Below are 21,275 nucleotides of genomic sequence, written 5' to 3'. Positions count from 1 at the left end.
CTGCCCGGCATGCCGGCGCGCGCCACGCGCCAGCCCGCTATGGCCGGTCCGGATCGAAGTGCTTCGCAAGCTTGTGTCCGTACCCTCCATAGTCCTTCTGAAAGGCATTGGAACCAGCGGCGAAGGCGGTGACCTGCTGCGGAAACCGCGTCTCGAACATGAAGGCGAGCGTTCCCTCCAGCTTGTGCGGCTTCAATTCGACATTGCTCGCCCGCTCGAAGGCGTCCACATCCGGGCCGTGCGGCAGCATCATATTGTGCAGCGAGACGCCGCCGGGCATGAAGCCGCCGCCGGTCTTGGCGTCGTAGACTCCATAGACCAGCCCCATGAACTCGCTCATCACGTTCATGTGGTACCAGGGCGGGCGGAAGGTATTTTCCGCCACCAGCCACCGGTCGGAGAAGATGACGAAGTCGATATTGGCGGTGCCGGGCGTCTCGGAGGGCGAGGTCAGCACCGTGAAGATCGACGGGTCGGCATGGTCATAGAGCACCGGCCCGACCGGAGAATATTTGCGCAGGTCGTATTTGTAGGGCGCGTAGTTGCCGTGCCAGGCGACGACGTCGAGCGGTGAATGGTCGATGTCGGCAACCCAGAGATTGCCGCCCCACTTCACGAACATCTTGGAAAGCGCGTCGCGATCCTCATAGGCGGCGACCGGCGTCAGGAAGTCGCGGGGGTTGGCGAGGCAGTTGGCGCCGATCGGTCCCCTCTCCGGCAAGGAGAAGGCGCCGCCATAGTTCTCGCAAATGTAGCCGCGTGCCGGCTCGCCGGGCAGCTCGACGCGGATCTTCACGCCACGCGGGATCACCGCGATCTCGCCCGGCTCGATGTCGATGATGCCGAATTCGGTCCAGAGTCTTAAACTCCCCTGCTGCGGCACGAACAGCATCTCGCCATCGGCATTGTAGAAATACTCATCCACCATCGACCGCGTGACCAGATAGACATGCGCCCCCATGCCGCCCTGGCTGCCGGCATCGCCGGCCGTGGTCATGCTGTGCATGCCCTCGATGAAGGATAGCGGCTGCGACGGTATCGGCAGCGGGCTCCAGCGCAGCGGGGCGAGCGGCAGATCGACCTCGCGGGCCGGCGCGGTGCGCCACAGCCCGATATCGGCCTTTCGGAACTGGTTCCAATGCGCCACCGTCGGCCGGATGCGGTAGAGCCAGGAGCGCTCATTGGTGGTGCGCGGCGCAGTGAAGGGCGAGCCCGAGAGCTGCTCTGCATAAAGGCCATAGGCGCAGCGCTGGGGCGAGTTGCGGCCGAGCGGCAGTGCGCCCGGCAGCGCCTCGGTCTCGAAGCCGTTGCCGAAGCCGGACATGTAGCCCGCCCGGATGGCGCTCTCGACCTTGCGCACGCCTGCGGGCGGCCGAGCGGGATCCTGAACGTTCATGGTGCGACCTCCCGATGGTGGCTCGCGGCGCGGCAGGGACAAGGGCCGGTGTGTTCGCCGGTACCCGCGCGTCAAATAAGTTGCTTTCGTAACGGTTGATTTTGTAACCAACAAGGCATGACGACGCTCGCGCTTGAACGCTTCCTGCCCTATCGCTTCAACCGGCTCAGCAGCGCGCTCTCGCTGAAATTCCGCGCTGTCTATGGGCCGCATCACGATCTGACGGTGCCGGAATGGCGCGTCCTGGCCACGCTCGGCCAGTTCGGCGCGGTGACCGCGAAGGCCGTCGGCGCCCATTCCGCCATGCACAAGACCAAGGTCAGCCGGGCAGTGCGCGCGCTCGAGGAGCGCCGCTGGCTCTCCCGCCGCGAAAACGAGGCCGACCGACGCGAGGAGAGCCTGATGCTGACGGCGGCGGGGCTGCGCGCCTATGGCGAGATCGTGCCGCGCGCACTCGCCTTCGAACAAGAGATCCTGGCGGCGCTCGGCCCGGACGCCACCCGGCTGCTACGAGGACTGGATCGGCTGGAGGCGCGCTTGTGGGCCCCGGATGCGCCCCGTCAGAACCGTGGCGGACGCTTGTCGAAGAAGGCCTGAATCCCTTCCCTGAAATCAGCCGTAGCCGCATTGGCCATGAAGGCCCGCTTCTCCAGATCGAGCTGCGCGTCGAAGGAGCCTTCCATCGCGGCCTGAATGAGGGCCTTGCTCGCCCTGTTGGCGCCGACGCTGCACTGGCTCAGGCGCCCGGCCAGCGCCTGCGCCGCGCCCGCCAGCTCGCCATCCGGCACCACCCGGTTGACGAGGCCGAGGCGCAACGCGGTGTCGGCATCGATCGGCTCGTTGAACAGCACGAATTCGAGCGCGCGGCGCGGGCCGAGCAGCCGCGCGAGCGACCATGTCGTGCCGCCATCCGGGTTGGTTCCCAGTTTGGTGTAGGCCGACAGAAAGCTCGCGCCCTGAGCCGCGACGACCATGTCGCAAGCGAGCGCGAGACCGACGCCGCCGCCAGCGACAGGCCCCTGCACTGCGGCGACAACGGGCTGCGGCAGGGCTTTGATCAGACGCATCAGGGCATGAAAGCGATCGATGAGCAGGCCCGCGGTTGCAGGCGCCCCAGCAAGATCGGCATGGAAGCGGGAGAGATCCCCGCCCGCCATGAAGGAGCGGCCGGCGCCGGCGAGAACCACCGCTCGGATGTCCGAATCCGCGGCGACCGGCTCAAATGCCGCGATCAGCGCATCCGCCAGCGTCTCGTCGAGCACATTCAGCACCTTCGGCCGGTTCATCGTCACCGTCAGCACGGTGCCGTGTCTTTCGATGACGACCACGTCGCCCGAGGAATTCTCCATTGTCCCGACGCCTTTCAGATGATGCGCCGCCACTCTGCCGCTCCGGGCTCATGAAGACCAGCAGAAGGGGTCTGCTCCCAGCGCATCGCTCGATGGCGGATTTTTCTTGCGCTCCGTTCTGGCACGACCGAAGACGGATCGTCGTTCCCAGCTAACAATCCGAGGATCGCGGCGATGACCAGCCCCGCCGGCCAGGCACCCGAGGCTTTGACCGACAACGAAGCCTTTCGTCCGCATACCTCGCATTGGGGCGTGTTTTCGGCGCGGATGAAGGACGGACAGCTCGAGGTTCGGCCGCATCCGGGCGACCCCGACCCGAACGACATCATCCAGAACTTTCCGGGGGCGCTGCGCCACCGCGCCCGCATCGCCCGGCCGATGGTGCGACGCGGCTGGCTGGAGAATGGGCCGGGTCCCGACGACCGCCGCGGGCGTGACGAGTACGTGCCGATGTCCTGGTCGGCGGTGCTCGACAAACTCGCGGGGGAACTGCGCCGCGTGCGGGACGACCACGGCCCCGGCGCGATCTTCGGCGGCTCCTATGGCTGGGCGAGCGCGGGGCGCTTTCATCATGCCCAGAGCCAGATCCACCGCTTCCTCAACACCTCGACCGGCGGCTATGTGAAGTCGGTCAACAGCTACTCTTCGGGCGCTTCCTCCGTCCTCGTGCCGCACATCATCGGCGACTACGAGGATCTGGTGAAACGTAACGTCTCCTGGGAGCAGATCGCCGAGCACAGCGAGATCGTGCTCGCCTTCGGCGGCATGGCGCTCAAGAACAGCATGGTGGCCGGCGGCAGCATCAGCCGCCATGTCGAGCGCGGCGCGATGGAGCGCGCCCAGGAACGCGGCTGCGAATTCGTGCTGGTCAGCCCGCTGCGCGGCGACCTGCCGACGGAGGCCGGCGCCGAGTGGGTTGCGAACATCCCCGGCAGTGACACCGCGCTGATGCTGGCGCTCGTCCACGCGCTCGTCGTCAACGGACTGCACGACCGCGCCTTCCTGGAGCGCTACACGGCCGGATGGCCGGTCTTCGAGCGCTATCTCACCGGCGAGAGCGACGGTCAGCCCAAGGATGCGGCCTGGGCCGCTCCCATCACCGGCATGCCGGCCGAGGAGATCGTGGCGCTGGCCAAGCGCCTGCACGGCAAGCGCGCGCTGATCGTCGTGGCCCATGCCCTGCAGCGCGCGACACATGGCGAGCAGCCGGTCTGGATGGGCATGGTGCTCGCGGCGGCGCTCGGGCAGATCGGCCTCCCCGGCGGCGGCTATGGCTATGGGCTCGGCGCCATCGCCTATTACGGGCGGCGCTACAATGCCGTGCCGATGCCGACATTCTCGCAAGGGAAGAACCCGGTCAGCGATTTCATCCCGGTCGCGCGCATTTCCGACATGCTGCTCAATCCGGGCTCGACCTATCGCTATAACGGCCAAACCCGGACCTACCCCGAGATCAAGCTGGTCTACTGGGCCGGAGGCAATCCGTTCCATCATCATCAGGACCTGAACCGGTTGCGGCAGGCCTTCGCCCGGCTCGATACTCTCGTCGTCCACGAACTCGCCTGGACGGCGACGGCGCGCCATGCCGACATCGTGTTGCCCTGCACGATGACGCTCGAGCGCGAGGATATCGGCGGCAATTCCAACGACCCGCTGCTGGTGCCGATGCATCCGGTCGTCGCGCCCTATGGCGAGGCGCGCGACGACTACGCCATCTTCGCCGGACTGGCCGAGCGGTTGGGCACGGCCGAGGCCTTCACCGAAGGCCGCAGCGTGCGGCAATGGCTGGAGCATCTCTACGAGCCCACGCGCATTGGCCTCGCGGAGAAGGGACTGCCGGCGCCGAGCTTCGCCGAGTTCTGGGCGAGCGAAGGCTATGAGCTGCCGCAGCAACCCGACGATGGCGGCAATCTGCGCGCCTTCAGGCAGGATCCGGCGGGCTCGCCACTGCGGACCCCAAGCGGCAAGCTGGAGGTCTTCTCCGAGACCATTGCAAGCTTCGGCGAAACGGACTGCCTCGGGCACCCGGCCTGGCTCGGCGCGACGAACATCCCCGATGCGGCTGCCCCTTACGTCCTCGTCGCCAACCAGCCGCGGACCCGGCTACACAGCCAATTCGATTTCGGCGGTCATAGCGGCGAGGGCAAGCTTCGCGGCCGCGAGGTCGCGCGCATGCATCCGGAAGATGCTGCCACACGCGGCATCGTCGATGGCGACATCATCCGCATCTCGAATGAGCGCGGCGCCTGCCTTGCCGGCGTCATCCTCACCGACGGCATTCGCAAGGGCGTCGTCCAGCTGCCGACCGGCGCCTGGTACGATCCGGCCGACCCGACCGAGGACAAGCCGCTCTGCGTCCACGGCAATCCGAACGTCCTGACCCGCGATATCGGCACCTCGGCGCTGGCGCAGGGCTGCACCGGGCAGTTGACGACGGTGCAGGTCGAGCGCTTCGACGGCAATCTGCCGCCGATCCAGGCCTATGATCCGCCGGGCGGATCGGCCGCCGAAGCGGCGGAATAGGCCATCGCGGCTTGAAGCGCGGATCCGTTGTGCCGAAAGGTGTTAGCGGGTCGCGCGACAGCGCTCCACCGAAATCGTCTTCCGCCTGCCGCGAGCCCCGATGTCCCCGACCTATATCGATACCTACTACCGCCGCACACTCGCTTCGGCCGACGGCTACCCGCCTGCCGAGGGGCAGATCAAAGCGGAGATCTGCATCGTCGGCGGCGGGCTGGCAGGGCTCACCGCCGCGCTCGAACTGGCCCGCGCCGGACGGTCGGTCGTGCTGCTGGAAGCGCAGCGTGTCGCCTGGGGCGCCTCGGGGCGCAATGGCGGCTTCGTCAGCGCTGGCTATGCGACCTCGCTCTCGGCCATCGAGCGCCAGGCAGGGCGTCAGCAGGCCGAAGAACTCTATCGCCTGACCCTCGAAGGCGTCGGCATCGTCCGGCGCAATATCGAAAGCCTCGGCATCGCCGACGCCGCGCCCTCGCCCGGCATCATGCGGGTCGTGCGCCATGATGGCGGCGCGGCGCTGCAACAGGAGCGGGACGCGCAGGAAAAGCGCTTCGGGCGCAAACTGCGCTATCTCGGGCGGGAGGAAACGCGCGGGCTGCTGCGCTCGCCGAAATACCACGCCGCGCTGGCAGACGACGACGCCTTCCACTTCCATCCGCTGAACTATGCGCACGGCCTTGCTCGCGAGCTCGTGCGGAGCGGCGGCGTGATCCATGAAGGCTCGCCGGTCCTCTCCTGCGAGCTGGAGGGACCGGTGAAGCATCTGCGCACGGCGCAGGCCACAATCGAGGCAGAGCAACTGCTGTTCACCACGGGCGGCTATACCGGCGGCCTGTTCGCGCCGTTGAAGCGCGCCTTTCTGCCGATCGCGACCTATGTGCTGCTGACCGAGACGGCGCCGGAGTTGATCCGCGAGGCCATCCGGACCAGCGCAGGCGTTGGCGACGACCGGCGCGCCGGTGATTACTACCGATTGGTCGAAGGCGGCTCCCGCATCCTCTGGGGCGGCCGCATCACGACGCGCACGACCGAGCCGCGCGATGTCGCCGCGCTCCTGCGCCGCGAGATGGTCACAACCTATCCGCAGCTCTCGGAACTCAAGGTCGAGCTCGCCTGGTCGGGCCTGATGTCCTATGCGCGTCATCTGATGCCGCAGATCGGTCAGTATCGCCCGGGTGTCTGGTACTGCACCGCCTTCGGCGGCCACGGCATGAACACGACGGCGGTTGGCGGCGCCGTCATCGCGGAGGCGATCCGAGGCGCGAGCGATCGGTTCAAGCTGTTTGCCCCATTCGGCCTCGCCTGGAACGGCGGGCCGTTCGGCACCGCCGCGGTCCAGCTGACCTATTGGCGCTACCAGGCAGCCGATTTCCTGCGGGAACGCCGGCAGTAACGGCCGGATCGGCGCCAGGGCGGTTCTTCGAATCGTAGCGGTGCTCTTCAACAGTCGGGAAATAACTCCACGCTAACGATGATTCGGGGCGTTCCGTCCGCGCGTCTGCTCGACCGCGATCGGGGCCCACTGCGCGTCGATGAGAGATTGAACCATGAAGAGCCTGACGATACGCCGCCGTATCCTGCTCAGCTTCGCCGCCGTGATGGCAGTGATGTCTGCCATCGCGGCGCTCTGCTATGTCTGGTTCCTGCAGACCGAGCGCGAGGCGCTGACCGTCGAAACCAATACGGTGCCCGGCCTCTACTACAGCGCGCAGCTGACCACGGCCTGGACCGGAGCCCGCGGCCTCATCCGCGAATTCCAGCTTTCGGACACGGCGGCGGAAAGGACCCGCGCAAGCGATGCCATCCTCGCGAGCAGGGAGACGATGCGCTCCCTGCTGAAGGCGTATCAACCCACCATCGACTCCGAGGAGGATCGCAAGAACTACGCCGAGGCGCAGCGGCTGTTCGAGCAATATGTCCCGATCGAGGACGCGATGCTCGCGTCCTCGAAGCTCGCGGCCACCAATGGGCAGGCGATCGATCAGAGCGCCATCGTGAAGGACCAGATCGAACCGCTCGCGACCCGGCTCGGCAGCGCCCTCCGGACCATGATGGAGTTCAACAAGACCGAGGCCGACGACTCGACCCGCAACATCGTCCGCATCGTCCGCGCCGCCGAGTTCGGGCTGATCATCGCTTTCGTCGTCGCGCTCGGCCTCGCGATCCTCTGCGGCTATCTGCTGTTCCGGGCGATCACCGTGCCGCTCGGCAAGCTGCTGGGCATTGTCGAGGTGATGCGGCGCGGCGATTTCAGCGAGAGGCTCGCCCTCGCGCGGCGCGACGAATTCAGCACGCTGGCGGATGGCGTCAACGCCATGGCCGACGACCTGGCCGGGCTGATCGGGCAGATCCAGAAGTCGAGCATCCAGGTCAACACCTCGATCACGGAAGTCGCCGCGACATCGAAGGAGCAACAGGCAACGGCGAGCGAGATCGCCGCGACCACGACGGAGATCGGCGCGACGTCCAAGGAGATTTCCGCGACCTCGAACGAGCTCGTGCGGACGATGGACGAGGTCTCCGCCGTGGCCGAGCAGACCGCGACGCTCGCCGGCGGCGGCCAGGCGGGCCTCGCGCGGATGGAGGCCACGATGCATCAGGTGATGGAGGCGGCCGGCGCGATCAACGCCAAGCTCGCGATCCTCAGCGAGAAGGCCGGCAACATCAATCAGGTCGTCACCACCATCACCAAGGTCGCCGACCAGACCAACCTGCTGTCGCTGAACGCCGCGATCGAGGCGGAGAAGGCGGGGCAATACGGGCGCGGCTTCGCCGTCGTGGCGACCGAGATTCGCCGCCTCGCCGACCAGACTGCCGTCTCGACCTACGACATCGAGCAGATCGTCAAGGACATCCAGTCGGCCGTCGCCGCCGGTGTGATGGGCATGGACAAGTTCTCCGAGGAGGTCCGGCGCGGCATGCAGGATGTCCAGCAGGTCGGCGGGCAACTGTCGGAGATCATCGAGCAGGTGCAGGGGTTGGTGCCGCGCTTCGAGGTCGCGAACGACGGCATGCAGGCGCAGGCGACCGGCGCTGGCCAGATCAGCGAGGCGCTGGCGCAGCTCAGCGAAGCCGCGCAACAGACCGTCGAATCCCTGCAGCAATCCACCCTGGCGATCGACGAGCTGAACCAGGTGTCGAGCGGGCTGCGCAGCAGCATCTCGCGCTTCAAGCTCCGGGCCTGACGGAGGCCCGAACGGGAGCGACAGATGCTGTTCCTGATGTTCCAGCTCGGGGCGGATCGCTACGTGCTCGACACCGCGCAGGTCGAGACCGTGCTGCCGCTGCTGTCCGTGAAGCAGCTACCGGCCGCTCCAGCCGGTGTCGCCGGCGCGATCAGCTATCGCGGCACGCCCGTGCCGCTGATCGACCTCTCCCTGCTCGCGCTCGGCCGCCCGGCCGCGCCGGTGCTGAGCACCCGGATCATCCTGCTGCACTATCCGACGGAACAGGGAGATCCCAGGCTCCTCGGGCTGATCGCCGAGCGGGCCATCGAGACCGTCGCGCGCGATCCCGCCGATTTCACCGCCTCCGGCGTCGAGGCCGGGACGCCGGCCTATCTCGGACCGGTCGCGGCCGACGAGGAGGGCCTCATTCAGTGGATCAGGGCGGAAGCGCTGCTGCCACCGGAGATCCGCGACATCCTGTTCCGGCAGATGACGGCAGAGCCGTGATGGAGAAGGGCGCGGCCACCGGCGACTTCGAGCGTATCCTTCGGGAGATGATCGGGCTGAGCATCGAGACAGTCGGCCCCTCCGTCATCCGTCACGCCCTGACGCGGCGCATGACGGCTTGCGGGCAGCCTGACCTCGAGGCCTATCGGCGATACTTCGCCGAGAACGAGAGCGAGCGCCAGGAACTGGTCGACTGCGTCGTCGTGCCGGAGACCTGGTTCTTTCGCGATCGCGAGGCCTTCGCCGCGATGGCGCGCAAGGCACGCGAGTTGCGGCGCGCGGAGCGCCCGATCCGGCTGCTGAGCCTGCCCTGCTCGACGGGCGAAGAGCCCTATTCCATGGCGATGGCGCTGTTCGATGCCGGATTCGAGCCGAAGGATTTCGCGATCGACGCCATCGACGTCAGCAGCCGCAACCTCCTGCTGGCCGAGCGGGCCGTTTATGGGCGCAACTCCTTCCGGGGCAGCGACCTCGCGTTCCGGGCACTTTACTTCGAGGCGCTCGACGGCGAATTTCGGCCGCATGAGCTCGTGCGGCGGCAGGTCCGGTTTTCGCTCGGCAACGTCCTCGATCCGGCGCATGCGCCCGGGCGCGACGCGTACGACATCATCTTCTGCCGCAATCTCCTGATCTATTTCGATCGCGAGACGCAGGCCGTCGCCCTTGCGGTGCTGCGTCAGGCCTTGGCCCCGGAGGGGTTGCTGCTCGTCGGACCGGGAGAGTCCGGCCTGCCCTCCCTGTACGGCTTCACGGGCGCGCGCCTGCCGCGCGCATTCGCCTTTACGAAGGCCCCTACCCCGCCGAGCATCGAAACCATGGCGCGCCCCGCGCCGGCACCGCAGGCGCGCCACAAGCCGCCGGTTTCCATCCTCTCCGGCGCTGCCCCGCCACAGAAACATCGGCCCTTCACGGCTCCGCTGCGGACCGCATCGCAGGCCTCGGCCGTGCCGCCCGATGGCGAGGCTACGGGACTTGCCGCCATCGAGAATGCCGCCAATGCCGGGCGCCTGGCCGAAGCGCGTATCGCGGCGGAGCGCCACATCGCCGCATTCGGCCCATCGGCGCAGGTCTTCTACCTGCTCGGCCTCGCCCAGGATGCCGACAACGCCGAGGAGGCCGCCGCGGGCAATTACCGCAAGGCGCTCTATCTTGCGCCGGACCACCGCCAGGCGCTGGCGCATCTCAAGCTGCTGCTGCAACGCCGCGGTGACGAGACGGGCGCCAGGGCGCTCGCCAACCGGCTCGATCGGCTGACGAAGAGGAGCGGAACCTGATGTCCGTCGCAGTCGAGATCACGCCGGAGCCCGCGAGCGGCATCAACGAATGCTGGCGAAAGATCGGCGTCCGGGGCGACCAGTCCTGCCCCGAGCTCGAGGCGCATCTGCATTGCCGCAACTGCCCGACCCATGCGCAGATCGCCCGCCAGCTGCTCGATCGGGCGGTGCCGCAGGGCTACCGCGAGGAATGGACCCGCTTCTTCGCTCAGCCGGCGGGCGACGGCGCGAAACGGGACGCGCTCGAGACCGTCCTGATCTTCAGGATCGGAGCGGAATGGCTCGCCCTGCCAGCCACCGCCTGCCAGGAGATCGCCGAACCGCGCGCAATCCATTCGCTGCCCCACCGCCGCAGCAGCGCCGTTCGCGGCATCGTCAACGTCCGTGGCGAGTTGCTCGTCTGCGTCGCCCTGTCCGAACTGCTTGGGATCGATGCCGACGCGGTGCCCCGGACAAGCGAGCGGATCACGGCCTTCCGCCGTCTCGTGGTGGTCGGCGCCGAAGGCAGGCGCTCGGCCTTCGAAGTCGACGAGGTCCACGGGCTCTACAGCTTCGACCGGAATGACCTTGGCATGGCCCCCGCCACGATCGGCAAGGCCGCCGCGAGCGCCGTCGCTGGCGTCATCGCCTGGAATGGGCGGGCAGTGGGCTGTCTCCACGACGGAAGGCTGGCCGGGCTGATCGACCGGAGCATCGCATGAGCGGCGAGGATTTCAGCGAGTTCTCCCTGCTCGAGCTGTTCCGCGCCGAACTCTCCACGCAGTCTCAGGCGCTGACGACCGGGCTTCTGGCACTGGAGCGCGATCCGGTGGCGGCCACGCATCTGGAAGCCTGCATGCGGGCCGCGCATTCCCTCAAGGGCGCAGCGCGGATCATCGACCTGACTCCAGCTGTACGGATCGCCCATGAGATGGAGGAGTGCCTGGTCGCAGCGCAGCACGGAAAGCTGCGGCTTAACCACGGCCACATAGATACCCTGCTCAAGGGCATCGATCTTCTGGCAACCCTGTCCTCCGACGAGGGCCCCGATGCAGCCGAGGCGGAGCGGCGGATCGGCAGCTTCATAGCGGCGCTACAGCAGGCTTCCGCCGGCGGCGTACCGGATGGCCCCGAGAGCGCCGGACCGGCGCCCGAACAGAATACCGCCCCGCTCACCGAAAGCAGCACGCTGTCGACGTCTGCCGAGACCGGCTCGCCCCCCCTGTCCGACGACGGGCAGGGCGGCCGCATGGTCCGGGTCACGGCGGAGAGCCTCAATCGCCTGCTCGGCCTCGCCGGCGAGTCGTTGATGGCATCCCGGCGCCTGCGACCTTTCAACGACGGGCTATTACGGCTGCGGCGAGCGCAGGCCGAGCTCGCCCGGAGCGTCGACGCCCTCCAGACCGCGCTGCCGGCCGCGACGACCGATCCGCACGCGCTGCAGGCGCTGGAGGCCGTGCAGATCAGGCTGCAGGAAAGCCAGGCGATCCTGAGCGAGCGACTCGACGAGTTCGACGTGGTCGACCGGCAGGCCACCGATCTTGCCAGCCGGCTCTACGACGAGACGCTGGCAAGCCGCATGCGGCCCTTCGACGACGGCGTCCGGCACTTCTCCCGCACGGTCCGGGACATCGGGCGGGCGCTCGGCAAGACGGTTCGCCTCGACATCGTCGGCGGCACGACGAGCATCGATCGCGATATCCTGGAGCAGCTCGACGCCCCGCTCGGCCATCTCTTGCGCAACGCGGTCGATCACGGGCTCGAAACGCCAGAGGAACGGCGCGCAGCCGGCAAGCCGGCCGAAGGCGTCATCCGCCTCGAAGCACGGCATCATGCCGGCCTCCTGCAGATCATCGTCTCGGATGACGGCCGCGGCATCGATCTCGACGCTTTACGGCAAGCGACGCTCGAACGTGGCTTCAGCACGACTGAGACGGTCCACCACCTCAGCGAGGCGGAGCTGCTGGAGTTTCTCTTCCTGCCCGGCTTCTCGATGAAGCCGACGATCAGCGACATCTCCGGGCGTGGCGTTGGCCTCGACGCAGTCCAGGCAATGGTGCGCCAGACGCGTGGACAGGTCGAGATCACCTCGCGGCTCGGCCATGGCACCCGCTTTCAGCTACAGCTGCCGCTTACGCTGTCCGTCATCCGGGCCTTGCTCGTCGAGATCGCTGGGGAGCCCTACGCCCTCCCCCTTGCCGCGATCACGCAGGCGCTGCGACTGCCGCTGGAACGGATCGCCTCGCTCGAAGGCAGGCCGCATTTCCAATTCGACGGCCGGCAGGTCGGGCTCGTCACCGCGCATGAGGTTCTCGGTCACGGCGAGCCCAGCTCGGCCGGGGCCGAACTTGCGGCCGTGGTCGTCGGCCAGGGCAACGACATCTATGCCATGGTTGTCGATCGTTTCCTCGGCGAGCACGAACTCGTGGTGCGTCCGCTCGATCCACGGCTGGCCAAGGTCAAGGACGTCAGCGCCGCCGCCCTCATGGAGGACGGTTCCCCCGTGCTGATTCTCGATGTCGAGGATCTGATCCGCTCGATGGAGAAGCTGGTTTCGAGCGGTCGCCTGAAGCCGCTGGAGCACCGGGCGGAACGCACCGCGCAGAGGCAGCGCAAGCGCATCCTGGTCGTCGACGATTCGCTCACCGTGCGCGAGCTGGAACGGAAGCTGCTCGCCTATCGCGGCTTCGAGGTCGAGGTCGCAGTCGACGGGATGGATGGGTGGAATGCCGTCCGTTCAGGCGCGTTCGACCTCGTCGTGACCGATATCGATATGCCCCGCATGGACGGAATCGAGCTCGTGACCCTGCTCAAGAAAGACAACGGCCTGCGGAACATCCCGGTGATGATCGTTTCCTACAAGGACCGCGAGGAGGATCGGCGCCGAGGCCTCGACGCTGGCGCCGATTACTATTTGACCAAGAGCAGCTTCCACGACGAGACTTTGCTCCACGCCGTCGAAGATCTCATCGGCGAGCCATGAGCGCCTGCATGAAGGACCTCCCATGAGAGTCGGCCTGGTCAACGATCTGCCCATGGCCGTCGAAGTCCTGCGACGGATCGTGACGTCGACCGCGGAGCACAAGGTCGCCTGGATCGCCATGGACGGGTCGGAAGCCGTGGCGGCCGCCCGGCGCGACCTTCCCGATCTCATCCTGATGGACCTGAACATGCCGGTCATGGACGGCGTCGAGGCCACCCGGCAAATCATGGCCGAGACCCCCTGCCCGATCCTGCTCGTCACGGCCAGCGTGGATGCCAATGTCTCGGGCGTCTACGAGGCCATGGGCTATGGCGCGCTCGACGCCGTCGACATCCCCGTCATCGGCGCGAATGGCATCGCTTCGACTCAAGGCGGCGCGCTGCTGGCGCGCATGTCGGCGGTCGGCCGCCTCGCCAGCGACCTGCCGCGAACGCTGCGCAAATCGCGCCCGCCGGCGCCGCGCAGCGCTTCGACGCAGCAGCTCGTCGCCATCGGAGCCTCCGCCGGGGGCCCCGCGGCCGTCGCTACCCTGCTCGCCGGGCTGCCGCAGGGCTTCTCGGCAGCGATCGTTCTCGTCCAGCACCTCGACGCGCAGTTCGTCCCGGGCTTCGCGAGCTGGCTCGAACAGCAAAGCGGGATCACGGTGCGCGCTGCCCTGCAAGGAGACCGCCCCGTACCGGGCAACGTGCTGATCGCCGCCAGCGCGGACCATCTCGTCTTCACCTCGGCCGATGAGCTCGGCTACCGGGCGGAACCGCGCGACTACGCCTATCGCCCCTCGGTCGATGCCTTCTTCGAGAGTGTCGCACAACAATGGCGCGGAAGCGCGGTCGGCGTGCTGCTCACCGGCATGGGGCGGGATGGCGCCCGTGGATTGAAGCTGCTGCGCGACAAGCACCATTTGACAATCGCGCAGGATCAGGCGACCAGCGCCGTCTACGGCATGCCCAAGGCAGCTGCGGCCATCGGCGCCGCCACCGAAATTCTGCCCCTGACCGCAATCGCGCCGCGCCTCGCCGAGGTCTGCGGCCAGCCGGCGCTCTAGAAGGCTTACCATGGCAGGCGAACCCACCACCTCCTCCCCCGATGCCCACCTCCCCGTCGACAATTATCTGGCGATGGTGCTGCTCGTGGACGATCAGGTCATGGTCTGCGAGGCGGTCCGGCGGGCGCTGACGCATCAGGGCGACGTGGACTTCCACTATTGCACGGACCCGCTGGACGCGATCGAAGTAGCCCAGCGCGTCAAACCGACCGTTATCCTGCAGGATCTGGTGATGCCCGGTGTGGATGGGCTCGATCTGGTGCGGCGCTATCGCAAGCACCCTGCGCTCCACAGCGTGCCGGTCATCGTGCTGTCGACCAAGGAAGACCCGGCGATCAAAAGCGAGGCCTTCCAGGCCGGCGCCAACGACTATCTGGTGAAGCTCCCGGACAAGATCGAGCTGATCGCGCGCATCCGTTACCACACCCGGGCCTATATCGATCACCTCCAGCGCGACGAGGCATACCGGGCGCTGCGCGAGAGCCAGCGCGAGCTCATGCGCGCCAATCTCGAGCTTGAGCGACTGACACGGATCGACGGGCTGACCGGGCTCGGCAACCGCCGCTACTTCGACGAGTATCTCGCAGCCGAGTGGAAACGGGGCGTGCGGACCGGCAACCCGCTCTCCGTGCTGATGATCGATGTCGATCATTTCAAGCGCTACAACGATGCCTATGGCCATCTCGCAGGCGACGACGTGCTGAAGCAGGTGGCCGGCGTGATCCAGAACGGTGCGTGCCGCTCGACCGACCTCGCCGCCCGGTTCGGCGGCGAGGAATTCGTCGTGATCCTGACCGATGTGCCGCCCGAGGGCGCGGCCCATGTGGCGGAGGCCATGGTCCAGGGCGTGCGCGACCTGAACATTCCCCATGGCTCCGGGCGCGTGACGATCAGCGTCGGCGTGGCGACAGCCTGGCCGAGCGCCGAGACCGGCCCTGGCGGCCTCGTCAATGCGGCCGATCTCGCACTGTTCCGGGCGAAGAACGGCGGGCGCGACCGCGCGGTATTCTCTGAGGCGGCGCCGGCCGAGGGAGGCTAGCCGGCGCAGCCCTGGTGCCGGGTTTGCAATCGCCCTGTCTCAGATCGACCGGGTGATGCCGCCGTCGACGCGCAGGTTCTGGCCGGTGATGTAGCCCGCATCCGGCGAGACCAGGAAGGCGATGGCCCCGGCGATCTCGGCGCTCGTCCCGTAGCGTTTCATCGGCACGCTCTGGCGCCGCTCCTCCGTCGCAGGCAGGCTGTCGATCCAGCCCGGCAGAACGTTGTTCATGCGGACATTGTCGGCCGCGTAGGTGTCGACGAAGATCTTGGTGAAGGATGCCAGCCCGGCCCGGAACACGGCCGAGGTCGGGAACATCGCGCTCGGCTCGAAGGCCCAGGCCGTCGAGATGTTGACGATCGCGCCAGCCTTCTGCGCCTGCATGATCGGCGCCACCAACCGCACCGGGCGGATGACGTTCATCAGATAGACGTCGAGCCCGCGATGCCAGTCCTCGTCGGTGATCTCGAGGATCGGAGCGCGCGGCCCATGGCCGGCACTGTTGACGAGTGCGTCGATGCGGCCCCAGCGCTCCATCGCGAGATCGACGAGGCGGCGCAGATCGTCGTTCGACTGGTTGGAGCCGGTAACGCCGATCCCTCCAAGTTCCTGCGCCAGCGCTTCGCCCTTGCCGGACGAAGACAGGATGGCGACCCGGAAGCCGTCCGCCGCCAGGCGCTTCGCCGCGGCGGCGCCCATGCCGCTGCCGCCTGCGGTGACGAGAGCCACTTTTTCTGTCGCCATGCTTGTCTCCACTGTCGCTGCGCAGCACTATCGGGCAGCGCATTCCACGAGCCGGCGAATTTCCTACCACTCCGCTCCGTGCCTGACGAACCAGTTTCACTCGCATCGGCCTGTAGAAAAACTATCGCATGACCGGCCGCATCCATCGCCTGCCCTCGCTCAACGGCCTGCGCGTCTTCGAGGTCGCCTCGCGCCATCTCAATTTTCGCCTCGCTGCCGAGGAGCTCGGGGTCACGCAAGGCGCCGTCGCCCAGCAGATCCGCCAGCTCGAAACGGAGCTCGGCCTCAAGCTCTTCGAACGGCTGCCGCGGACGCTGGCGCCCACTGAGGCCGGGCGAAGCTACGTCGCCTCCGTGCGGCGGGCCTTCGAGCTGATTTCGGACGCAACCGAGGAACTCCGGCCCGCGCCGCTGCACCTGACCATCAGCGTGACGCCGAGCTTCGCCTCGCGTTGGCTCATCCCGCGCCTGCCGGATTTCACCGACGCCCATCCCGGCATCGACCTGCGCATCGTCGCCACCGACCGCCTCTCCGATTTCCGAACCGATGCGGTCGACCTCGCCGTCCGGCTCGGGCGGCCGCCCTTCGGAGCGGGGCTCAGCGCCGAACTGCTCTATGAGCAGAGGATCATCGCCGTCGGCAGCCCGCTCCTGTTGGAAAAGCTCGGCGATCCGGCAGATCCCGGCACCTTCGCGCGCTATCCCTTGCTGCATGATGGCCATGATTTCTGGCCGGCGTTTCTGGGGGCCGTTTTCCCCGCCGCCGCACCGAAGTCCGCCCAGAACATCCGCTTCAACCAGACGGCGCTTGCGCTGGATGCCGCCATTGCCGGCCAGGGACTGGCGCTGACGAGCCGCTTCCTCGTCGACGACGATATCGCGCGCGGGCGGCTCGTCCCTCTCTTCGGTGCCGAGCTGCCGATCGAGGCCGGCTTCTACATCCTGTCGCCGCGCCGGCCCCGGCATCCGGAGCCGGTCGCAGCCGTACGCGGCTGGCTGACCGAGGCCGCCGGAATGGGCTGACGGCAGCGCAAGAAACTTGCATCCCGCGAGGCGGATTGGAGCGCCTCTTTCGCGCCGCCTGCCCTAACGATGGAACCGACTGACCTGCGAGGCCGCGACCATGCCCGAACTCGATCTTGAGACGCTTCAGGCCGAGATGACGTCATGGCGGCGGCATCTGCATGCCCATCCCGAATTCGGCTTCGAGGAGGCGGGGACRGCCGCCTTCGTCGCCGCGAAGCTGCGCGAATTCGGGTTCGACGAGGTGGCCGAGGGCGTGGGCGGCACCGGCGTCGTCGGCACGCTGAAGCGCGGCACGGGAAACCGCGCGATCGCGTTGCGCGCCGACATGGACGCGCTGCGCATCGCCGAACAGGGCGATCATCCCTACCGCTCGCAGACGCCCGGCGTGATGCATGCCTGCGGCCATGACGGGCACACGGCGATGCTGCTCGGCGCAGCCAAGCTGCTCGCGGCCGAGGGCGGCTTCGATGGCACGGTGCGCTTCCTGTTCCAGCCCGCAGAAGAATGGGGCAAGGGCGCGCTCGCCATGCTCGCCGACGGCCTGATGGAACGCTTTCCCTTCGACGAGGTCCATGGCCTGCACAACATGCCCGGCCTCGCCGTCGGACAGTTCCAGACCCGCACCGGGTCGTTCATGTCGGCGGAGGACAATTTCGAGATCGTGCTGAAGGGCGTGGGCGGGCACGCCGCAAGGCCGCATTCCGGCAACGAGGTTCTGGTCGCGGCCTGCGCGCTCGTCACCAACCTGCAGACCATCGTCTCGCGGCGGCTGAGCCCGGCGGACATCGCCGTGGTCTCGGTGACGGAACTCCTGACCGACGGCACCCGGAACGTCCTGCCCGGGACCGCGCGCATCCTCGGCGACGCCCGCAGCTTCCGCCCCGAGGTCAGCGCCGAGATCGAGCGGCAGATGGGGATCATCGCTCAGGGCACGGCGCAGAGCTACAATCTCAGCGCCGAGCTGCATTACACCCGCGAATTCGTGCCGCTGGTGAACGACGAGACGATGGTGCAGGAGGCATTCGCCGCGGCGCGCACGGTGTTCGACGATGGCGACGTCTCAGTCGCGCGCGAGCCGATGACAGGGTCGGAGGACTTCGCCCGCTTCCTCGACCATGTGCCGGGCTGCTTCGCCTATGTCGGGAACGGCGAGGATTCTGCGCCGCTCCACAATCCCCGCTACGATTTCGACGATCGCGGGCTGATCCACGGCGCACGCTATCACGCCGCCATCGCCCGCCGCAGGCTCTCCCCCGGCTGAGGAGGTCTCAGTTCCGCTTCGGCCGGCGGACGGCCCGGACCGTACTCTTCGAGGTGCTGCCGCAGAAGAAGAGGTCGTCGCCGTTCGACTCGATGCCCGAGACGCCCTCGCCCGCCGGCATGGCGAGGCTGTCCAGCACCTTGCCCGTGGCGGGATCGACCCGGCGCAGCTCGCTTTCCTCGCCTTCCCAGGTTCCGTGCCAGAGCTCACCGTCGACCCAGGTGACACCGGTGACGAAGCGGTTGGACTCGATGGTGCGCAGCGTCTTGCCGGTCTCCGGATCGATCTGGTGGATCTTGCGATCCCGGTACGCGCCGACCCAGAGCGCTCCCTCGGCCCAGGCCAGCCCGGAATCGCCGCCGCCGCCGGGCGCGGGAATCGTCGACAGCACGGCGCCTGTACGAGGGTCGATCTTCTGGATGCGGTCCTCGGCGATCTGGAACAGATGGCTGCCGTCAAAGGCCGTGCCCGCATGGGCGGACACGTCGAGGGCGCGCTCCACCTTCCCGCTCGCGGGATCGAGCGCGTTCAACCGGTCGCCTGAGGCGAACCAGACCCGCTCGCCGTCGAAGCTCACGCCATGGATCTTGTCGACGCCCGGAAATGGGCCGTATTCGCGGATGATCTCTGCCTTGGATACCGTCATGGTTCTGCTCCGTGGGGATGGCGACGGTGCGACCCTAGCCACCGCGCCAAGGCGCCGTGAGTAACAAGCTCGTCGCGAAACCGGGGATGGCCGGCATCGTCCAGCGCCGCGCGCGCGCCTGCCCGTAAGACTGCACCTTGCCGGCCGAAGCCAGTTCCTCGAGCGCGCGCTGGACATTGCGCTGGCTGGCACTGAGGGCCAGAGCGAGCGCCGAACTAGACCAGCTCTCGCCATCGGCGAGAAAGGCGAGCACCGCCGCGTGCTTCTCCTCGACAGGGCGTGCCAGCACGACCAACTCGGGTGCATGGCGCGGCGCCATCGCGAAACCGCCGCGCGTGGCAGCCAGCCTCGCAACCGGCCGCAACGCCGCTCGCAAACGCCCGATCTCGACACGCAGGCGGGCGCGGTGCGATTCATCGGTGAATTTCGCCCCGAACGCCCGCGCAATCAGCACTTCGCGCGACGCATCGGAGGGCCACACTTCGGCAAGAGCCCGCGCCAGAGCAAAGAGCACCGGACGGGTCGCGAGGGAGACCGAAACCTGCCTGTCGCGCACGGCGAAGCGGCAAGCATCGACGATCAGGGCGGGCGAGGAGTGCAAAGCTTCGACGTCGCGAAGGCGGAGATTGCACTCTTTGCCGTTCGCGATCAGCCGCGCCGCCGGTGCCTCAAGGGCCGCGGATGCTGCCTCCACCTCGGCCAGCAGCGCCGGGATGCCGCCTCTGCCGGCCGCTTCGCGCGCGTCATCCAGAGCTTCCCGGGCTGCGCCCGCACGCAATCTGCGCAAGGCGATGCCTGCGGTCGCGAGCCCATGCACGGCCTGGAGCGGCGAAGGCAGCGGCACGGGGTCCATCGCAGCGAGCGCCTGTTCGGCCGCGTCGAGCCGGCCGATCAGCACGAGGCGACGGATGTCGAGATAACGGGCATGCGCGGCATTGATCCGGTCGCCATGGGCCTCCAGCACCGCCGCCGCCGCCGAGAGCCTGCGGGGCGGCCAGATCAGGTCACGCTACGCCAGGGCGATCTCGGCCTCGGCGACGACACAGCGAGCCCGCGCGACGACCTCGCGCGCCCCGAAGCCGCGTGTAGCCCGGCGCAACAGGAGCTTGGCGCGCGGAAAATCGCCGAGCTGCGCCATGGCGATGCCACGTAGGGCCAGCGCGGGCGGATCGTCGCGCAAGGCAACGCGGTTCAGGGCGCCCAATGGATCGCCCGAGGCGAGTGCCCGGCCGGCGGCGGTGATCAGCGAGTCCATCGGAATCCCGCCAAACTTGTCACTCCCTTCCCGCGTTCTCTCCGCAGTAGCACCAATCGGCGCGCCGCGGCGAGCGGCGCAGGACATCCGGCGACAGAAGGGAAGCATGATGACGACACATCGTATCGGAACGCGCGAGGAATGGCTGGCGGCCCGGCTCGAACTGCTCGAAGCCGAGAAGCACTACACGCGGCAGGGCGACGCACTGGCGCAGCAACGGCAAGCACTGCCCTGGGTCAGGATCGACCGCGACTACCGCTTCGACACCGAGGAGGGCGAGGCATCGCTCGCCGATCTCTTCCGAGGACGCTCGCAGCTCCTCGTCTATCATTTCATGTTCGGCCCGGACTATCAGGCGGGCTGCCCGTCCTGCTCGGCCATCGCCGACGGGTTCAACGGCAGTACCGCGCATCTGGCCAACCACGACGTGATGCTGTGGGCGGTATCGCGGGCGCCGCTCGCAAAACTCCTCGCCTTTCGCGAACGGATGGGCTGGAGCTTCCCCTGGGCCTCATCGAGCGACAGCGGCTTCAATTTCGACTTCAACGTCTCCTTCACGGAGGAGCAGGAGCGCACCACGGGGATCGACTACAACTTCCGGCACAAGCCGAAATTCGAATGGCGCTCCGGCGGCAATCCGGTTGAGCGCAGCTTCGCGGAGATGGCCGGCACCGATGTCCCGACCTATCACCGCGAGCGCCCCGGCATGAGCGCCTTCATCCGCGAGAACGGCGCGATCTACCACAGCTACTCCGCCTATGCGCGCGGCGTGGACGGCATCTGGGCTATGTATGCCTGGCTCGATCGCGCCCCGAAGGGGCGCAACGAGGCAGACGGTCCCTGGTGGCGTCACCACGATCGCTACGAAACAGCTTCGTAAGCGCGGATCGGCGCTGTCCGATCAATCCTCGTCGTCGCGCGGCGGCCGGGCGCCCTCCCCGAGGATTTCGCGTTTTCCGGCGTGGTTTGCGGGGCCGACGATGCCCTCGTTCTCCATGCGCTCCATGATCGAGGCGGCGCGGTTGTAGCCGATCTGGAGGCGGCGCTGGATGTAGGAGGTCGAGGCCTTCTTGTCGCGCAGCACGACT

The 21,275-nt window shown here is 67.7% G+C and carries 18 protein-coding genes and 1 pseudogene; 13 read left to right on the top strand and 6 right to left on the bottom strand.

Annotated features, from left to right (window positions below; all coding sequences use genetic code 11):
• Positions 1-37 precede the first annotated feature (37 nt).
• On the bottom strand, positions 38-1,396 hold the full coding sequence (hmgA, locus tag AC1DEZ_RS23455; protein ID WP_441513580.1) for a homogentisate 1,2-dioxygenase: 1,359 nt from the start codon (positions 1,394-1,396) through the stop codon (positions 38-40).
• A gap of 117 nt (positions 1,397-1,513) precedes the next feature.
• Between hmgA and AC1DEZ_RS23450 the strand changes: the two genes are divergently transcribed.
• On the top strand, positions 1,514-1,993 hold the full coding sequence (locus AC1DEZ_RS23450) for a MarR family winged helix-turn-helix transcriptional regulator (RefSeq protein WP_441513579.1): 480 nt from the start codon (positions 1,514-1,516) through the stop codon (positions 1,991-1,993).
• On the opposite strand, the gene AC1DEZ_RS23445 is transcribed toward AC1DEZ_RS23450, so the two are convergent.
• Complete coding sequence (locus tag AC1DEZ_RS23445; RefSeq protein ID WP_441513578.1) at positions 1,957-2,778, bottom strand: enoyl-CoA hydratase/isomerase family protein; 822 nt, start codon at positions 2,776-2,778, stop codon at positions 1,957-1,959. The two genes, AC1DEZ_RS23450 and AC1DEZ_RS23445, sit on opposite strands and share 37 nt — an antisense overlap.
• Positions 2,779-2,919: 141 nt before the next feature.
• Between AC1DEZ_RS23445 and AC1DEZ_RS23440 the strand changes: the two genes are divergently transcribed.
• From AC1DEZ_RS23440 to AC1DEZ_RS23400, 9 genes are all read left to right on the top strand, one after another.
• Positions 2,920-5,268 carry a molybdopterin guanine dinucleotide-containing S/N-oxide reductase gene (locus AC1DEZ_RS23440; RefSeq protein ID WP_441513577.1) on the top strand — a complete coding sequence of 783 codons (2,349 nt, stop codon included), beginning with the start codon at positions 2,920-2,922 and terminating at the stop codon, positions 5,266-5,268.
• Positions 5,269-5,368: 100 nt separating this feature from the next.
• Positions 5,369-6,655: an NAD(P)/FAD-dependent oxidoreductase gene (locus tag AC1DEZ_RS23435; RefSeq protein WP_441513576.1), complete on the top strand. Its 1,287-nt coding sequence runs from the start codon at positions 5,369-5,371 to the stop codon at positions 6,653-6,655.
• A gap of 154 nt (positions 6,656-6,809) precedes the next feature.
• Positions 6,810-8,447 carry a methyl-accepting chemotaxis protein gene (locus AC1DEZ_RS23430; protein WP_441513575.1) on the top strand — a complete coding sequence of 546 codons (1,638 nt, stop codon included), beginning with the start codon at positions 6,810-6,812 and terminating at the stop codon, positions 8,445-8,447.
• Between the two features lie 24 nt (positions 8,448-8,471).
• Positions 8,472-8,936, top strand: a complete 465-nt coding sequence (locus tag AC1DEZ_RS23425) for a chemotaxis protein CheW (RefSeq protein ID WP_441513574.1) — start codon at positions 8,472-8,474, stop codon at positions 8,934-8,936.
• A complete protein-coding gene (locus AC1DEZ_RS23420; RefSeq protein ID WP_441513573.1) occupies positions 8,936-10,210 on the top strand; it encodes a CheR family methyltransferase in 1,275 nt (424 codons plus the stop codon). Before AC1DEZ_RS23425 ends, AC1DEZ_RS23420 begins: the two co-directional genes overlap by 1 nt.
• Positions 10,210-10,911 (top strand): chemotaxis protein CheW, encoded by a 702-nt coding sequence (locus tag AC1DEZ_RS23415; protein WP_441513572.1) that lies wholly within the window; start codon positions 10,210-10,212, stop codon positions 10,909-10,911. Before AC1DEZ_RS23420 ends, AC1DEZ_RS23415 begins: the two co-directional genes overlap by 1 nt.
• Positions 10,908-13,172: a hybrid sensor histidine kinase/response regulator gene (locus AC1DEZ_RS23410; protein ID WP_476780886.1), complete on the top strand. Its 2,265-nt coding sequence runs from the start codon at positions 10,908-10,910 to the stop codon at positions 13,170-13,172. Before AC1DEZ_RS23415 ends, AC1DEZ_RS23410 begins: the two co-directional genes overlap by 4 nt.
• A 22-nt stretch (positions 13,173-13,194) precedes the next feature.
• Positions 13,195-14,217 (top strand): chemotaxis-specific protein-glutamate methyltransferase CheB, encoded by a 1,023-nt coding sequence (gene cheB / locus AC1DEZ_RS23405; RefSeq protein ID WP_476780885.1) that lies wholly within the window; start codon positions 13,195-13,197, stop codon positions 14,215-14,217.
• A gap of 10 nt (positions 14,218-14,227) precedes the next feature.
• A complete protein-coding gene (locus AC1DEZ_RS23400; RefSeq protein ID WP_476780884.1) occupies positions 14,228-15,256 on the top strand; it encodes a diguanylate cyclase in 1,029 nt (342 codons plus the stop codon).
• A 39-nt stretch (positions 15,257-15,295) separates the two neighbouring features.
• Here AC1DEZ_RS23400 and AC1DEZ_RS23395 read toward each other — a convergent pair whose 3' ends face one another.
• On the bottom strand, positions 15,296-16,000 hold the full coding sequence (locus AC1DEZ_RS23395) for an SDR family oxidoreductase (RefSeq protein WP_476780883.1): 705 nt from the start codon (positions 15,998-16,000) through the stop codon (positions 15,296-15,298).
• Positions 16,001-16,128: 128 nt separating this feature from the next.
• On the opposite strand from AC1DEZ_RS23395, the gene AC1DEZ_RS23390 reads away from it, so the two are divergent.
• Positions 16,129-17,022 (top strand): LysR substrate-binding domain-containing protein, encoded by an 894-nt coding sequence (locus AC1DEZ_RS23390; protein ID WP_476780882.1) that lies wholly within the window; start codon positions 16,129-16,131, stop codon positions 17,020-17,022.
• A 100-nt stretch (positions 17,023-17,122) separates the two neighbouring features.
• Positions 17,123-18,286 (top strand): amidohydrolase, encoded by a 1,164-nt coding sequence (locus tag AC1DEZ_RS23385; protein WP_476780881.1) that lies wholly within the window; start codon positions 17,123-17,125, stop codon positions 18,284-18,286.
• Positions 18,287-18,293: 7 nt separating this feature from the next.
• Here AC1DEZ_RS23385 and AC1DEZ_RS23380 read toward each other — a convergent pair whose 3' ends face one another.
• Both AC1DEZ_RS23380 and AC1DEZ_RS23375 read right to left on the bottom strand, forming a co-directional pair.
• Positions 18,294-18,932 (bottom strand): Vgb family protein, encoded by a 639-nt coding sequence (locus tag AC1DEZ_RS23380; protein WP_476780880.1) that lies wholly within the window; start codon positions 18,930-18,932, stop codon positions 18,294-18,296.
• 34 nt (positions 18,933-18,966) lie between these two features.
• Positions 18,967-20,187 (bottom strand): annotated as a pseudogene (locus AC1DEZ_RS23375) (helix-turn-helix domain-containing protein).
• Positions 20,188-20,296: 109 nt separating this feature from the next.
• Here AC1DEZ_RS23375 and AC1DEZ_RS23370 point away from each other — a divergent pair.
• Positions 20,297-21,067 (top strand): DUF899 domain-containing protein, encoded by a 771-nt coding sequence (locus AC1DEZ_RS23370; protein WP_476780915.1) that lies wholly within the window; start codon positions 20,297-20,299, stop codon positions 21,065-21,067.
• A gap of 21 nt (positions 21,068-21,088) precedes the next feature.
• Here the strand turns inward: AC1DEZ_RS23370 and AC1DEZ_RS23365 are convergent.
• Positions 21,089-21,275 (bottom strand): DNA translocase FtsK (locus AC1DEZ_RS23365; protein ID WP_476780879.1); only part of this gene is annotated, 187 nt, incomplete at its 5' end.

It is taken from the genome of Allobosea sp. 10L422 (assembly GCF_056395345.1).
This window is presented reverse-complemented; position numbering and strand designations above follow the sequence as displayed.

Coding starts and splice junctions, on each gene's coding strand:
- hmgA (WP_441513580.1), bottom strand. CDS start 1,396: ATGAACGTTCAGGATCCCGCTCGGCCGCCCGCAGGCGTGCGCAAGGTC.
- AC1DEZ_RS23450 (WP_441513579.1), top strand. CDS start 1,514: ATGACGACGCTCGCGCTTGAACGCTTCCTGCCCTATCGCTTCAACCGG.
- AC1DEZ_RS23440 (WP_441513577.1), top strand. CDS start 2,920: ATGACCAGCCCCGCCGGCCAGGCACCCGAGGCTTTGACCGACAACGAA.
- AC1DEZ_RS23435 (WP_441513576.1), top strand. CDS start 5,369: ATGTCCCCGACCTATATCGATACCTACTACCGCCGCACACTCGCTTCG.
- AC1DEZ_RS23430 (WP_441513575.1), top strand. CDS start 6,810: ATGAAGAGCCTGACGATACGCCGCCGTATCCTGCTCAGCTTCGCCGCC.
- AC1DEZ_RS23425 (WP_441513574.1), top strand. CDS start 8,472: ATGCTGTTCCTGATGTTCCAGCTCGGGGCGGATCGCTACGTGCTCGAC.
- AC1DEZ_RS23420 (WP_441513573.1), top strand. CDS start 8,936: ATGGAGAAGGGCGCGGCCACCGGCGACTTCGAGCGTATCCTTCGGGAG.
- AC1DEZ_RS23415 (WP_441513572.1), top strand. CDS start 10,210: ATGTCCGTCGCAGTCGAGATCACGCCGGAGCCCGCGAGCGGCATCAAC.
- AC1DEZ_RS23410 (WP_476780886.1), top strand. CDS start 10,908: ATGAGCGGCGAGGATTTCAGCGAGTTCTCCCTGCTCGAGCTGTTCCGC.
- cheB (WP_476780885.1), top strand. CDS start 13,195: ATGAGAGTCGGCCTGGTCAACGATCTGCCCATGGCCGTCGAAGTCCTG.
- AC1DEZ_RS23400 (WP_476780884.1), top strand. CDS start 14,228: ATGGCAGGCGAACCCACCACCTCCTCCCCCGATGCCCACCTCCCCGTC.
- AC1DEZ_RS23395 (WP_476780883.1), bottom strand. CDS start 16,000: ATGGCGACAGAAAAAGTGGCTCTCGTCACCGCAGGCGGCAGCGGCATG.
- AC1DEZ_RS23390 (WP_476780882.1), top strand. CDS start 16,129: ATGACCGGCCGCATCCATCGCCTGCCCTCGCTCAACGGCCTGCGCGTC.
- AC1DEZ_RS23380 (WP_476780880.1), bottom strand. CDS start 18,932: ATGACGGTATCCAAGGCAGAGATCATCCGCGAATACGGCCCATTTCCG.
- AC1DEZ_RS23370 (WP_476780915.1), top strand. CDS start 20,297: ATGACGACACATCGTATCGGAACGCGCGAGGAATGGCTGGCGGCCCGG.